Source organism: Ramlibacter pallidus (assembly GCF_015070875.1).
Taxonomy (GTDB): domain Bacteria; phylum Pseudomonadota; class Gammaproteobacteria; order Burkholderiales; family Burkholderiaceae_C; genus Ramlibacter; species Ramlibacter pallidus.
The window spans coordinates 279,144-293,361 of sequence record NZ_JADDIV010000001.1 but is presented as its reverse complement, the minus strand read 5'-3'; the positions used below and the strand labels follow the sequence as shown (position 1 = coordinate 293,361).

Annotated in this window: 10 protein-coding genes; all 10 read left to right on the top strand. The window is 68.8% G+C overall.

Going from position 1 to position 14,218, the window contains the following annotated elements; translation table 11 throughout:
* The first annotated feature begins 60 nt into the window (after nucleotides 1-60).
* The 10 genes from IM787_RS01445 (at nucleotide 61) to IM787_RS01400 (ending at nucleotide 13,526) form a co-directional block, all read left to right on the top strand.
* Nucleotides 61-2,736, top strand: coding sequence for an excinuclease ABC subunit UvrA (locus IM787_RS01445; RefSeq protein ID WP_193674849.1), 2,676 nt, complete (start codon nucleotides 61-63; stop codon nucleotides 2,734-2,736).
* A gap of 56 nt (nucleotides 2,737-2,792) precedes the next feature.
* Nucleotides 2,793-3,461, top strand: a complete 669-nt coding sequence (locus IM787_RS01440) for a TetR/AcrR family transcriptional regulator (RefSeq protein WP_193674848.1) — start codon at nucleotides 2,793-2,795, stop codon at nucleotides 3,459-3,461.
* Nucleotides 3,458-4,345 (top strand): SDR family oxidoreductase, encoded by an 888-nt coding sequence (locus tag IM787_RS01435; RefSeq protein WP_193674847.1) that lies wholly within the window; start codon nucleotides 3,458-3,460, stop codon nucleotides 4,343-4,345. Before IM787_RS01440 ends, IM787_RS01435 begins: the two co-directional genes overlap by 4 nt.
* The gene (locus tag IM787_RS01430; RefSeq protein WP_193674846.1) at nucleotides 4,342-5,994 is read left to right on the top strand and encodes an acyl-CoA carboxylase subunit beta; all 1,653 of its coding nucleotides are present in this window, start codon (nucleotides 4,342-4,344) and stop codon (nucleotides 5,992-5,994) included. The genes IM787_RS01435 and IM787_RS01430 overlap by 4 nt, the downstream gene beginning before the upstream one ends.
* 12 nt (nucleotides 5,995-6,006) lie before the next feature.
* Nucleotides 6,007-7,182 (top strand): acyl-CoA dehydrogenase family protein, encoded by a 1,176-nt coding sequence (locus IM787_RS01425; RefSeq protein WP_193674845.1) that lies wholly within the window; start codon nucleotides 6,007-6,009, stop codon nucleotides 7,180-7,182.
* A gap of 4 nt (nucleotides 7,183-7,186) precedes the next feature.
* On the top strand, nucleotides 7,187-9,073 hold the full coding sequence (locus IM787_RS01420) for an acetyl/propionyl/methylcrotonyl-CoA carboxylase subunit alpha (RefSeq protein ID WP_193674844.1): 1,887 nt from the start codon (nucleotides 7,187-7,189) through the stop codon (nucleotides 9,071-9,073).
* Entirely contained in the window at nucleotides 9,070-10,257 is a 1,188-nt protein-coding gene (locus IM787_RS01415; protein ID WP_193674843.1) for an acyl-CoA dehydrogenase family protein, read from the top strand. The genes IM787_RS01420 and IM787_RS01415 overlap by 4 nt, the downstream gene beginning before the upstream one ends.
* The gene (locus IM787_RS01410; RefSeq protein WP_193674842.1) at nucleotides 10,254-10,742 is read left to right on the top strand and encodes a thioesterase family protein; all 489 of its coding nucleotides are present in this window, start codon (nucleotides 10,254-10,256) and stop codon (nucleotides 10,740-10,742) included. Before IM787_RS01415 ends, IM787_RS01410 begins: the two co-directional genes overlap by 4 nt.
* 827 nt (nucleotides 10,743-11,569) lie before the next feature.
* Nucleotides 11,570-11,911, top strand: a complete 342-nt coding sequence (locus IM787_RS01405) for a hypothetical protein (RefSeq protein ID WP_193674841.1) — start codon at nucleotides 11,570-11,572, stop codon at nucleotides 11,909-11,911.
* A 1,258-nt stretch (nucleotides 11,912-13,169) separates the two neighbouring features.
* Nucleotides 13,170-13,526, top strand: a complete 357-nt coding sequence (locus IM787_RS01400; protein ID WP_193674840.1) for a hypothetical protein — start codon at nucleotides 13,170-13,172, stop codon at nucleotides 13,524-13,526.
* The last annotated feature ends 692 nt before the right edge of the window (nucleotides 13,527-14,218 follow it).

Below are 14,218 nucleotides of genomic sequence, written 5' to 3'. Positions count from 1 at the left end.
CCTACAGTACTTTCCGATGCATCCGACCGGGCGGTGCCGCGACAGGCTGTACCGTGGGGAATGGCCAAGGAACGCAAAGCCGGCAATGCCGCGCCCGATGAGCCGCCCCCGCAGCAGGAGCCGCGCGAACGCGGTTTCGTGCGCGTGCGCGGCGCCCGCGAGCACAACCTGCGCGACGTCGACGTGGACGTGCCGCGCGACGCCCTGGTGGTGTTCAGCGGCGTGTCGGGCTCGGGCAAGTCCTCGCTCGCCTTCGGCACGATCTACGCCGAGGCGCAGCGCCGCTATCTCGAATCGGTCTCGCCCTACGCGCGCCGCCTGATCGACCAGGCCGGCGTGCCCGAGGTCGATGCCATCGACGGCCTGCCGCCGGCCGTGGCCCTGCAGCAGCAGCGCGGCACGCCCAGCACGCGCTCCTCGGTCGGCAGCGTGACGACCATCTCCAGCCTGCTGCGCATGCTCTATTCGCGCGTCGGCCACTACCCGCCGGGGCAGCCGATGCTGTACGCGGAGGACTTCTCGCCCAACACGCCGCAAGGCGCGTGCCCGCATTGCCATGGGCAGGGTCGGGTGTACGACGCCACCGAGGCGTCCATGGTGCCGGACGACGCGCTCACGATCCGCGAGCGCGCCATCGCGGCCTGGCCGCCGGCCTGGCACGGACAGAACCTGCGTGACATCCTGGTCACCCTGGGCCACGACGTCGATACGCCGTGGAAGGCGCTGCCGCGCAAGGTGCGCGACTGGATCCTGTTCACCGACGAAACGCCGACGGTGCCGGTCTATCCCGGCTTCACGCCGAAGGAAACGAAGGCGGCGCTGCGGCACAAGACCGACCCCGCCTACATGGGCACCTTCACCAGCGCGCGCAACTACGTGCTGCACACCTTCGCCACCACGCAGAGCGCGATGATGAAGAAGCGCGTGTCGCAGTACATGGTCAGCACGCCATGCCCCGTGTGCGCGGGCAAGCGCCTGAAGCCGGAGGCGCTGGCGGTCACCTTCGCGGGCCACGACATCGGTGCGCTGTCGCAGTTGCCCATCGACGAAGTGGCCGGGATCCTGCGGCCGGTCGCCGAAGGGCGGCTGCAGGAGGTGACGCCCGCCGGCGACACGCTGTCGCGGGCCGCGTCCCGGCGTGCCACGCGCGAGCGGGTCGCACATGGCGGCAACGCGCATGCGGCCGCGCCCGACGTGCGGCTCACTTCGCCGGTGTCGGAGGAGAAGCGCGTCGCGGCGCGGCGCCTGGCGCATGACGTGGTCGGACGCATGGAGACACTGCGGCAGCTGGGACTGGGCTACCTGTCCCTCGACCGCACCACGCCGACCCTGTCGCCCGGCGAGCTGCAGCGCCTGCGCCTGGCGACGCAGCTCGGATCGCAGCTGTTCGGCGTGATCTACGTGCTGGACGAGCCGTCGGCCGGCCTGCACCCCGCCGACGGCGAGGCGCTGTTCGACGCGCTGCAGCGCCTCAAGCGCAGCGGCAATTCCGTCTTCGTCGTGGAGCACGACCTCTCGCTGATGCGCAAGGCCGACTGGCTGGTGGACGTCGGCCCCGCGGCGGGCGAGAAGGGCGGGCAGGTGCTGTACAGCGGGCCGCCGCAGGGGCTGGCGCAGGTGGAGGCTTCGCAGACGCGCGCGCACCTGTTCGGCGAGGTGCCGCTGCCGGTCGTCGCGCCACGGGAGCCACGGGGCTGGCTGCGCCTGGAAGGCGTGACGCGCAACAACCTCACAGGGCTGGACACCGCGATCCCCGTCGGCTGCCTCACGGCGGTGACCGGCGTGTCCGGCTCCGGCAAGTCCACCCTGGTCACGCGCGCGCTGCTGGAACTCGTCGCGCAACACCTCGGCAGCGATCTGCCGGGCAACGAGGAAGAGGCCGACGAAGCGATGGACGCCGACGCACGCGACGGCACTTGGTCGGGCCGGCTGGCCGGGGACACCGGTGCGATCGGGCGCTTGGTGCAGGTGGACCAGAAACCCATCGGCCGTACGCCACGATCGAACCTGGCCACCTACACCGGCTTGTTCGACGCGGTCCGCAAGCTGTTCGCCGCCACGCCGGCCGCCCGCAAGCGGCGCTACGACCCGGGCCGCTTCTCGTTCAACGTGCCCAAGGGCCGCTGCGGCACCTGCGAGGGCGAAGGGTTCGTCTCCGTGGAGCTGCTCTTCATGCCGAGCGTATATGCACCTTGCCCCACCTGCCACGGCGCGCGCTACAACGCGCAGACGCTGGAGATCCGCTGGCAGGACCGCAGCATCGCCGACGTGCTGGGCATGACGGTGGACGAAGCCGCGGCGTTCTTCACCGGCGAGCCGCAGGTGCTGCGCCCGCTGCAGGTGCTGCAGGACATCGGCCTGGGCTACCTGCGCCTGGGCCAGCCGGCGACGGAGCTTTCCGGCGGCGAGGCGCAGCGCATCAAGCTGGCCACCGAGCTGCAGCGCACGCACCGCGGCGACACGCTCTATATCCTGGACGAGCCGACCACGGGGCTGCACGCGTGCGACGTCGACCGCTTGATGGCGCAGCTGCAGAAGCTGGTGGAGGAGGGCAACACCGTGGTCGTCGTGGAGCACGAGATGCGCGTGGTGGCGCAGGCGGACTGGGTGATCGACATGGGGCCGGGCGCCGGCGCGGAGGGTGGAACGGTGGTGGCGGCCGGTCCACCGAAGGAAGTGGCGCAGGCCCGGGGCAGCCGGACGGCGCCGTACCTGGCCGAGGTGCTTCGCCGCTAGATTTTCACCAAGCACTTGCTTGCCGAAAATCCCGGCGTCTGCTATGGTCCGGCGCCATGCAGACCGCCACCGCCCGCCGCGCTGCCGCCGTGCCCGCCGCGGCGAAGCGGCCACGCGGGCGGCCCCGCAAGACGGTGGACGAGCGCGACGACGGCAACCGCCGCCGCAAGCTGATCCTGGGCGCCGCGCGCCTGTTCCGCCGCAAGGGCTTCGACGGCACCAGCACCCGCGACATCGCCGCCGCCGCCGGCATGCAGAGCGGTTCCCCGTTCTACCACTTCGAGAGCAAGCAGGCACTGCTGTTCGCCGTGATGGAGCAGGGCATGCGACACGCGGTCGAACGGCAGGAGCAGGCGATCGCCGCCGCGGGCATGGACAGGCTGCGGCCGCCCGAGCAACTGCGGCTGCTGGTGCGTAACCATTTCGAGATCCTGCTGGGCCCCGGCAGCGACTTCATCCCGGTCATGCTCTACGAGGCCCGGTCGATCACGGCGCGCCAGCACGCCGCGCTGTCCGAGCTGCGCAGCACCTACGAGGCCGCCTGGGAGCCGGTGCTGCAGGCCCTGCATGCCTCCGGTCGCCTGAAGGCCGACGTGAAGCTGGCCCGCCTGATGATCTTCGGCGCGCTGAACTGGTCGGTGCAGTGGTTCGACCGCCGCAAGGAAGCATCCCTGGACGACCTGACGCAGGCCGCCCTGTCACTGTTCATCGGGGAGAAGGCATGAGCGCCTACCGTTCCGTGTTCCGGCCGGGCCTGTTCGCCGGCAAGGTGGTCGTCGTCACCGGTGGCGGCTCGGGCATCGGCCGCTGCACCGCGCACGAGCTCGCGGCACTGGGCGCGCACGTCGTGCTGCTCGGGCGCAAGCTCGACAAGCTGCAGCACGTGGCCAGCGAGATCGTGGTCGACGGCGGCCGCTGCAGCTTCCACGCGGTCGACATCCGCGACGAAGCGGCGGTGCAGGACGTCGTGCAGGCCATCGTCGTCGCGCAGGGCCGCATCGACGGCCTGGTGAACAACGCGGGCGGCCAGTACATCACGCCGCTGGAGCAGATCAGCGCCAAGGGCTGGGACGCGGTGGTCGCGACCAACCTCACGGGCGGCTTCCTGGTGGCGCGCGAGTGCTACCTGCAGTCCATGCAGGCGCACGGCGGTGCCATCGTCAACATGGTCGCCGACATCTGGGGCTCCATGCCGGGCATGGGGCACAGCGGCGCCGCGCGCGCCGGCATGGTGAGCTTCACGGAAACCGCTGCGCTGGAATGGGCGAAGAGCGGCGTGCGCGTGAACGCGGTGGCGCCGGGCTACATCGCCTCCAGCGGCATGGACCACTACCCGCCCGAGGCCGCCGGCATGCTGCGCGAGATGCAGGAAACGGTGCCGGCCGGGCGTTTCGGCAACGAGGCCGAGACGAGCGCGGGCATCGTGTTCCTGCTGTCTCCGGCGGCCGCCTTCATCAGTGGCACTGTGCTGCGCATCGACGGCGCTCGCCCGCAGGTGCGGCAGGGCTGGGGCCAGGTGGCCGCGCCGGCCGAGGCGCGGGAGCGCGACGCGGTGAAGCCCTTCGACGGCTTCCATCGGTACGAAACGCCGAAGCTGTTCCGCGCATGAACTTCGCATCGGCCTGGAACGCGCAAGGACCGCTCGCCCGCCAGCGGCGCGAGGCCATGCTGGCGCGCGTGGGCCAGCTGCGCGCGCTGGAGCAGCGCGCGGCGGAGAGGTCGGCCGAGGCGCGCGCGGTGTTCGAGAAGCGCGGGCAGTTGCTGCCCCGCGAGCGGGTCGGGCTGCTGCTGGACCCGGGCACGCCCTACCTGCCCTTGTGCACGCTGGCGGGGTACCTGCAGGACGCCCGGGAGCCCGATGCCTCGGTGCCCGGCGGCGGCGTGGTGGCCGGCATCGGCTTCGTGCGCGGCGTGCGCTGCATGGTGGTGGCGAGCGACTCGGGCATCGACGCCGGCGCCATCCAGCCGATGGGGCTGGAGAAGATCCTGCGCGTGCAGGAGATCGCGCTGCAGAACCGGCTGCCGTTCCTGCACCTGGTGGAAAGCGCCGGCGCCAACCTGATGCGCTACCGCGTCGAAGGTTTCGTGCAGGGCGGCGCGCTGTTCCGCAACCTCGCGCGCCTGTCGGCCGCGGGCATCCCCGTCATCACCGTGCAGCACGGGTCGGGCACGGCCGGCGGCGCCTACATGCCGGGGTTGAGCGACGTCGTCATCATGGTGCGGGGCCGCTCGCGCGCCTTCCTCGCCGGCCCGCCGTTGCTGAAAGCCGCCACCGGCGAGGTCGCGACGGAGGAGGAGCTGGGCGGGGCGGAGATGCACACCGCGATGTCGGGGCTGGGCGAGTACCTGGCGGAGGATGACCGGCATGCGCTGGGGATCGCGCGGGAGGTGGTGGGGCGGCTGGGGCGTGCCCCCACCCCGGCCCTCCCCCAAGGGGGGAGGGTGACTGCCTCGCTCCCTCCCCCTCCGGGGGAGGGTTGGGGTGGGGGCGCTCCCCAGCGTGAAGACCTCCTTACCCTCATGCCTGCCAACCTGCGCGAACCCGTCGACATGCGCGAGGTGATGGTGCGCCTCGTCGACGACGGCATCCTCGAATTCAAGCCGCTGTACGGCGCCGCGACGCTGTGCGCGCAAGGCCGCATCGGCGGGCACGCGGTCGGCTTCGTCAGCAACAACGGGCCCATCGACGTGCCGGGCGCCAACAAGGCCACCCACTTCATCCAGTGGATGTGCCAGCTGGGCCACCCCATCGTGTACCTGCAGAACACCACCGGCTACATGGTGGGCCGGGAGAGCGAGCAGGGCGGCATGATCAAGCACGGCAGCAAGATGATCCAGGCCGTGACGAACGCCACCGTGCCCCAGCTCACCATCCAGTGCGGCGCCTCCTTCGGCGCGGGCAATTACGGCATGTGCGGCCGCGGCTACGCGCCGCGCTTCCTTTTCAGCTGGCCGAGCGCGCGCACGGCCGTGATGGGCGGCGAGCAGGCCGCGCGCACCATGCAGATCGTCACCGAGGCGGCGCACGGGCGCAAGGGGCAGCGGCCCGACCCGGTGCAGGCGAAGGCGCAGTTCGACAAGATCGTGCAGGTGTTCGAGTCGCAGGCGGACGCCTTCTACACGTCGGGCCTGCTGCTGGACGACGGCGTGATCGACCCGCGCGACACGCGGGCGGTGCTGGCGTTCTGCCTGGACACCATCGCCGAAGGCGAAGCGGCGCAACCGCGGCCCATGCAGTTCGGCGTGGCCCGCATGTGAGAGGAGACGCACGTGCAGTACACCCATGAACACCTCGAGATCCAGAAGACGCTCAAGCGCTTCATCGACGACGAGATCAACCCGCACGTCGACGAGTGGGAGGCCGCCGAGATCTTCCCGGCGCACCAGGTCTTCAAGCGGCTCGGCCAGCTCGGGCTGCTCGGTCTGACCAAGCCGGAGGCGCACGGCGGCGCCGGCCTGGACTACTCGTACTCGATGGCCATGGCGGAGGCGCTGGGCCACATCGATTGCGGCGGCGTGCCGATGGCGATCGGCGTGCAGACCGACATGGCGACGCCGGCTCTGGCGCGCTTTGGCAGCGAGGAACTCCAGCGCGAGTTCCTGGCGCCGGCGATCGCGGGCGACGTGGTGGGTTGCATCGGCGTCAGCGAGCCGGCCGCCGGCAGCGATGTCGCCGGCATCAAGAGCCGCGCGCGCAAGGACGGCGGCGACTACGTGATCACCGGCCAGAAGATGTGGATCACCAACAGCCTCCAGGCCGACTGGATGTGCATGCTGGTGAACACCGGCGAGGGGCCGGCGCACAGGAACAAGAGCCTGGTGATGGTGCCCATGCGCGAACAGGGCAGGCTGCGGCCGGGCATCGAGGTGGCGAAGAAGATCCGCAAGATCGGCATGAACAGCAGCGACACCGGGTTGATCTACTTCGACGAGGTGCGGGTGCCGCAGCGGTACCGCATCGGGGAGGAGGGCCAGGGCTTCATCTACCAGATGCAGCAGTTCCAGGAAGAGCGCCTGTGGTGCGCCGCCAGCGCGCTGGTGGCGCTGGACAACTGCATCCGGTGGACGGTGGAATGGGCGCAGGAGCGCAAGCTGTTCGGTGCGGCGCTCGCCGACCAGCAGTGGGTGCAGTTCAAGCTGGCGGAGCTCAAGACGGAAGTGGAGGCGCTGCGCGCGCTGACCTACCGCGCCTGCGAGCTGTACGTGCAGGGGCAGGACGTGCTGGAGCTCGCCACGATGGCCAAGCTGAAGGCGGGCCGCCTGTACCGGCAGGTGCCGGACACCTGCCTGCAGTTCTGGGGCGGCATGGGCTACACGTGGGAGAACAAGGTCTCGCGCATGTACCGCGACGGCCGCCTGGCCTCCATCGGCGGCGGGGCCGACGAGGTGATGATGGGCATCCTGGCCAAGCTGATGGGCGTCGCCAAGCGCGCGCCGGCGGCCTGAGGCGATGAAGCGCCTGCTGGTCGCCAATCGCGGAGAGATCGCCAGGCGCATCTTCCGCACCGCGCACCGCATGGGGCTGGAGACCGTGGCGGTGTATGCGCAGCCGGACGCGTCCGCGCTGCACGTGCGCGAGGCGACCTTCGCGGTGCCGCTGGGCGGCAGCACCTCCGCGGACTCCTACCTCCGCATCGACAAGCTGGTGGCCGCTGCGCGGCAGGCGGGTGCCGATGCGATCCACCCCGGTTACGGTTTCCTCAGCGAGAACGCCGAGTTCGCCCAGGCCGTGGAAGACGCCGGCCTGCTGTGGGTCGGCCCGCCCGCCGCGGCCATCCGCACGCTGGGCAACAAGTCGCGCGCGAAGGCGCTTGCGCAGGCGCGGGCCATTCCCTGCCTGCCCGGGTACCAGGGCGAGGACCAGTCGGACGAGCGCCTGGTGCACGAGGCCGGCGCCATCGGCTTCCCGCTGATGGTCAAGGCGGCCGCGGGCGGTGGCGGGCGCGGCATGCGCCTGGTGACCGAGGCGGGCCAGCTGCTGCCCGCGCTGCGGTCGGCGCGCTCGGAGGCGGAGTCGGCTTTCGGCAGCGGCGACCTGCTGCTGGAACGCGCGCTGCTTGCGCCGCGCCACGTCGAGATCCAGGTCTTTGCCGACATGCACGGCAACTGCATCCACCTGGGCGAGCGCGACTGCTCGGTGCAGCGCCGCCACCAGAAGATCATCGAGGAAACGCCCAGCCCGGCGCTCACGAGCGAGCTGCGCCAGACCATGGGCCTGTGCGCCGTGGAACTGGCGCGGGCCTGCGGCTACCTGGGCGCGGGCACGGTGGAGTTCCTGCTGGAAGGCGGCGAGTTCTACCTGATGGAGATGAACACGCGGCTGCAGGTGGAGCACCCCGTGACCGAGATGGTCACGGGGCTCGACCTCGTCGAATGGCAACTGCGCATCGCCATGGGCGAGCGGCTGCCGAAGCGGCAAAGCGAAGTGCGCTTCACCGGGCATGCGATCGAGGTGCGCCTCTGCGCCGAGGACGAGGACTTCCGGCCGCACGCCGGGACCGTCCTGAAGTTCCTCCCTCCCCCGCTGGGGGAGGGTCGGGGCGGGGCCGCAGGAAGCACCGTGGCCGCCCCGGCCCTGCGCTTCGACCACGCCCTCTTCGAGGGCCTGGAGGTCCCGCCCTACTACGACTCCATGCTCGGCAAGCTGGTGTCGCACGCGTCCACGCGCGGTGAAGCCATCGCCAGGCTCGCGGCCGCCCTCGACCGCCTGCACGTCCTGGGCCTGCCCACCAACCGCCGCATGCTGGCGGCCTGCCTGCGCCATCCCGTGTTCACGGACGGCAACGCCCTCGTTCCCTTCCTCGACGAGCATGGCGCTTCGCTGCGCCACCACCTGCAGCAGGAGGAGTTCGGGGCCGCGGCGGAGGCCGCGTTCTGCACGCTGCTGCCGCACGGCGCCGCCCCGGCGCTGCCGTCGCCCTTCACGCGGCCGCTGCGCATCCGGCACCGCGGCACGCAGTTCGATGTGCCGGTCCGCGAGGCCGAAGGCGTGAGCGCGGGGCAGGCGCAGGTGGTGTCGCTGGGCACGGGCCACTGGCACGTCCAGGTCGGTGCCGTCGACCTTTTCCTGCAGGATGCGTCCTTCGACCCGCCCGCGGGCAGCGGCGCCGGCGCCGGCGCGAACGAACTGCGCGCGCCCTTCAACGGGAAGGTGGTGGCGCTGCACGCGCGCGCGGGTTCCGCCGTGCGCAAGGGGGATCCGCTGCTGGTGCTGGAATCGATGAAGCTGGAGCACGTGCTCGCGGCAGCCCGCGACGGCAAGGTGCGATCGCTGCATGTGGAGGCGGGCCAGCAGGTGGCCACGTCGCAGGTGTTGGTGACTTTCGAGGACGCATGACCGAAGACCTGGATTTCGACCTGGCGCTGATGGCCGATGGCGTGCGCCGCTTCATGCACGAGCGCGTGGCGCCGAACGTCGCGCAGTGGGAGCAGGCGGGCGAGATCCCGCGCGAGCTGTACCGGGAAGCCGCGAAGCTGGGCGTGCTGGGCCTGGGCTATCCCGAGGAACTCGGCGGCCTGCCGGCGCCTTACGCGGTGCGCAACGCGCTGTCGGTGGTGATGAGCCGCTGGGGCGCCAGCGGCGGCGTGATGGCGGCGCTGTTCTCGCACAACATCGGGCTGCCGCCGATCCTGCGGCACGGCAGCCGCGCGCTGCAGCAGGAGGTGATCCCGCCGGTGCTGCGTGGCGAGAAGATCGCCGCGCTCGCGATCACCGAGCCGGGCGGTGGCTCCGACGTCGCGGCCCTGCGCACCAAGGCGCGCCGCGACGGCGACGCGTACGTCATCGACGGCGAGAAGACCTTCATCACTTCGGGGCTGCGCGCCGACTGGATCACCGTGGCGGTCCGCACTGGCGATGCCGGCGACCGCGGCAGTGGCGGCATCTCGCTGATCGTGGTGCCCGGCGACGCGCCAGGAATCACCCGCACGCGGCTGGACAAGATGGGCTGGCATGCCAGCGACACCGCGCAACTGCGCTTCGACGGCGTGCGCGTGCCGGCGCGCTACCTGGTGGGTGAGGAAGGCGCCGGGTTCCGCATGGTCATGGGCAACTTCAACGGCGAGCGGCTGGCGATGTCGGCCATGGCGCTCGGCTTCGCGCACGCCTGCTACGACGAGGCGCTGGACTGGGCGCGCCAGCGCCAGGCCTTCGGCGGGCCGCTGGTGGAGAAGCAGGTGATCCGCCACAAGCTGGTGGACATGCAGATGCGCATCCATTCCACCGAGGCGTGGCTGCAGGCGGTGACGCAGGGCGCCGACGAAGGATGGAACCCCATGCTGGCGGCGCCGGGCAAGCTGGAAACGGACGCGCAGCTGATCGCGCAGGTCTGCATGCTCAAGAACCACAGCACGCAGGCCATGCAGTTCTGCGCCGACCAGGCCGTTCAGATCCTGGGTGGCATGGGCTACATGCGCGGCACGAAGAGCGAACGCATCTATCGCGAGGTGAAGGTGATGATGATCGGCGGCGGCGCGGAGGAGATCATGAAGGACCTGGCCGCGAGGCAGCTCGGGCTATGACGCGCCACCAGACGCCGCCTTCCGAAGTGGTCTTCGAAGAGGAGTTCGTCCGCGGCCTGACGGAGATCTTCGAGACGCGGATCGTCTTCAACCAGGTGCTGGGCCTGAAGGTCACCAGCCTGCGCGGCGACCGCGTGACGGGCCGCATCGCCATGAAGCCCGACCTGGTCGGGCACTACACCTTCAATCGCGTGCATGGCGGCGTCATCAGCGCCGGGCTCGATGCGATGGGCGGACTGGCGTCGATGGCCGCGATCGGCGCGCGCCACATGGACGAGGCGCCCGCGCAGCGGCTGCAGCGCTTCGGCAAGCTGGGGACGATCGACCTGCGCATCGACTACCTGCGCCCGGGAATCGGCGAGTACTTCGATCTGGAGGCGGAGGTGCTGCGCCTCGGGTCGCGCGTGGCGAGCACGCGCATGGAGTTCCGCGGGGCGGACGGGAAGCTGCTGTCGACGGGGGCGGGGGCTTACATCATTTCGTAGGGAGTCCCGGCCAACACGGGCATTGTCTCCCGTCCCTGTCGTTGCGGATGGACAGGGTGCGGTGTTTCGCGTGGACTTCTCCGCTTCTGGGCCGTAGCATCCTCGGGGATAGGCGAGCCGTGACGCGGGGTTGGGAGAGCACCCTGCGACGGTGGAGCAAGTTTTATCCGGCAGTTTTATCCAGCATGTCGACGAAGTGTCAGATGCGGGATTTCAGGTCGGAGTTATCCGGACCTCATATCCGGCACGGGGAGGAAGAAGTGAAGCGGAATCAACAACTTGCAGTGGATGCGCGGGAGGTGTTATCCCGCAGGTGCGGGATAACAGGTTCGTGCGGTGCGGTCTAAATTACGTTATGCCGCAGCCCCGCTGATGTTGTGATCCCTCTGCACGCGTCGCTAGATGCGGCACGCCTCGTCCCCAGCGAAGCTCTCTTGCCGCGGTGTGGCGCGAGCTGCGAGCTGGCGTACGCTGGCCCTTCGGCGGCACCTTCTGAGGCAGCCGCGGTCCGTGCCAGGCCGCAGCGCCTCGTTTTGAGCGCATGGCCATCCAAGTCAATCGTGTGAGCGCCCTAGCTTCGAACGCCGTTGCTTCTGACGCCGTCGCAACAGTACGCCGCGACCCCTGGGAACGCCTCAAAAGACTCTTTGCGCGCACGAGTTCGGGTCACTAACAACGCCGACGCTTCCCTCATAAACGGCGCGTCAGTATCATGAGTTCGGTGCACTCCTCAGCCCTCGCGCATAACAGACCGGTCGACACGGACGTACTCGCGGCGGGCCTCCGCCCGCCTATGGTCCGCCGGTCACCTTCACGTTAGGCTGCAGATGAAGACCCGCTTGCAAAACGACTACCGAATGCTTCGTTTGTGCTTCGCAGCCATCTGCGCCCTGTTTCTTTTTGGCCTGGCGAGTGGCGTTGCTTTGAACATTTCCGGGAATCGCGAGATCGGAGAGCAAGTGTTCCGGGTTGCGCTGTGGGCCTGCGCAGTCGCCTTTCTCGTCTACGTGTTCTTGTATTGGAGACTCTGCAGAGAGCTTAAGAAAGGCTTCATCGTCTGGGTCGTGCTGTGGGCGATATTTCTGCCATTTGCGTTCTTGTACTCATTCTTTGCCATGCGAGGTCTGGTGACCGAGCGCTTGGAGACCGTCCGTGGCGCTGCAGCCTAACAAGTCGTCCGACACGGACGCCCAGCGGCGGTCCTTCGCTTCGCTCCGGTCCTCTCCGCCGGTCGCCGGTCAACTCCGACGTTAGACCGCACATGGCAGTTCTTCTGTTTCTCGTTGCCGCCTTTCTCGTTTGGCTGGGCGTTGACGCGCTCAACCTGTCGAGACACAGTTCGCCTATGAACCAGATCGAGCGGGACGAAATGATCTTTGGGAAGGCCCACCGCCGCCCGATCTCCGACGAAGTCCGAGCATTTGCTGAGAGGCGCTTCCCGATTGCTACCGGAGCTTCTATGCAGTTTTACGGTTGGCTATTCATCCTAGTGGGGCTGGGAGTGGGGCGCGATCGCACTGGGGATGTGGGCGTGATGCGGTCTAACAGGTCGTTCGACTCGGACACGCAGCGGCATTGCGCCGCGAAGCGTGCTGGCGAGCTTACGCCCCGCGGCGCAATGCCGCTGCGTGCCGGTCAACTCCGACGTTAGACCGCATGGAACTCCCAACTCGCGAGCCGCGTCTTCGCCCGAGAGCCGTTGTCCTGGCGCGAATCTTCTTGTTTGGCATTGGCGGCCTCTTCCTGGTCCTCGGGGCCGCAATGTGGATGAATCTGGCCGCCTCCTCGAGTTGGTGGGGTCCCGCGGCTGCATGTAGCGTCGGGGTCGTCTTGCTCGTATCTGCCGCGTTCGAGAAGCCGACCGGAGTCGTGGCAACATTCCTCATCTTCTTCTTCCCTTGGACGTGAGGCGGCGCATGCGGTCTAACAGGTTGTTCGACGCGGACGTCCTATCGGCCGGCTTTGCCGGCCTACTGTCCGCCGGTCAACTCCAACGTTAGACCGACGTACAACCATGGCGCATAGTCTCAGCATCTCCCTCGTTCCAGACGAGAATACTGATTTCGCGCACCGAGTGCTGAACTACATGGAAGACCTGGACCGCGACCTGCGGCAGCTTGGTCTGGGCTCCGTGCGGGATCTTGACCGGTACTCCAATCCAGTCGTGGTGGAGGGGGTCTCATCTCGGCACATGGGAGAAGTCCTGGAGCTTGCGCGCTCCAAGGCGAAGCGGGCGCATCTTTTCGAGGGAGCTTCGTTTGTACGCAAAGGCTAGAGCAGCGACTGTGCGCCGCGTGTCTAACAGGTCGGTCGACTCGGACACGTTGCAGCAATGCGCCGCGAGGCGCCGGTGGATATCCTGCACCTCGCGGCGCATTGCTGCAACGTGCCGGTCACCTCTACGTTATGCCTCAATGGAGAGAGCCGATGGCACAACTAGCCAAGGACAGCCAGCCGGCGCTCGCCGCCCTGGCTTTTGCACAAGCCTTAGTAGGAGGCGAGTTCGCGAAGGCTCACGCTATGCTGAGCGTGGATGCGCGTGCGTCCACCTCCGCGCAGGATCTGTCCGAACGCTATTCGGAGATGATCTCCTGGGCTGAAGAGCCGGTTACGGAATGCGAGGTAGAGGTCATTGACGACGACATGCCCGACATGCGGCCCGATGAAGTCGCCTGGACATACCTGAACCTTTTCGGAGAAGGATTCTGCGAGGGGGTCACGCTTCTTGTGGTCGACGAGCAGGGAAAGCTCGCTATTCGCATCGCTGAGTGGGGCCGTCCGTGACGGTGATGCATAACAGGTCGGTCGACTCGGACACGTTGCAGCAAGGGGCCGCACGGCGCCGTTGGAAATCGTGCACCGTGCGGCCCCTTGCCGCAACGTGCCGGTCACCTTCACGTTGTACCGCAAGCGTAGTCGGGCTTTGCTCCGCAAGGGTGCTGGTGCCTGGACCCGCCACGCCCCCTCAGTAGCTCTCAGGCCGAGCGTTGGCGCGCGCCGCGCGCAGGTTCCATGCTGGCTCTTCGAAGGCCGCTATTCGAGGCCGTAGCCGGTCAGGTACTTTCCGTCAATCGTGCCAACGGCGTAATGGCCCCGCGGTCACGCCTGCTGGCAATGCAGTCGCACTCGCAGCCAGGGGACGCGCCGTCGCTTCGAGCGCCGCCACCCCTCAGAAGGTTGAAATGCGCTTTGTGTGGCCGGCGCCACTGGAAGCGGTCGCCGTTGTTTACCCCTTGGACGGCCCTGCCCATCATCCAAGCCGTGGCTCCCTCCAACCCCCGCGTACAACAGGTCGGTCGACACGGACGCCCTATCGGCCGGCTTCGCCGGCCTACTGTTCGCCGGTCACCTTTACGTTATGCCTCAATGGAGAGAGCCGATGGCACAACTAGCCAAGGACAGCCAGCCGGCGCTCGCCGCCCTGGCTTTTGCACAAGCCTTAGTAGGAGGCGAGTTCGCGAAGGCTCACGCTATGC

Bases quoted from the DNA above. Each gene is read 5' to 3' on its own strand.
- IM787_RS01445 (WP_193674849.1), top strand. From the start codon at position 61: ATGGCCAAGGAACGCAAAGCCGGCAATGCCGCGCCCGATGAGCCGCCC.
- IM787_RS01440 (WP_193674848.1), top strand. From the start codon at position 2,793: ATGCAGACCGCCACCGCCCGCCGCGCTGCCGCCGTGCCCGCCGCGGCG.
- IM787_RS01435 (WP_193674847.1), top strand. From the start codon at position 3,458: ATGAGCGCCTACCGTTCCGTGTTCCGGCCGGGCCTGTTCGCCGGCAAG.
- IM787_RS01430 (WP_193674846.1), top strand. From the start codon at position 4,342: ATGAACTTCGCATCGGCCTGGAACGCGCAAGGACCGCTCGCCCGCCAG.
- IM787_RS01420 (WP_193674844.1), top strand. From the start codon at position 7,187: ATGAAGCGCCTGCTGGTCGCCAATCGCGGAGAGATCGCCAGGCGCATC.
- IM787_RS01415 (WP_193674843.1), top strand. From the start codon at position 9,070: ATGACCGAAGACCTGGATTTCGACCTGGCGCTGATGGCCGATGGCGTG.
- IM787_RS01410 (WP_193674842.1), top strand. From the start codon at position 10,254: ATGACGCGCCACCAGACGCCGCCTTCCGAAGTGGTCTTCGAAGAGGAG.
- IM787_RS01405 (WP_193674841.1), top strand. From the start codon at position 11,570: ATGAAGACCCGCTTGCAAAACGACTACCGAATGCTTCGTTTGTGCTTC.
- IM787_RS01400 (WP_193674840.1), top strand. From the start codon at position 13,170: ATGGCACAACTAGCCAAGGACAGCCAGCCGGCGCTCGCCGCCCTGGCT.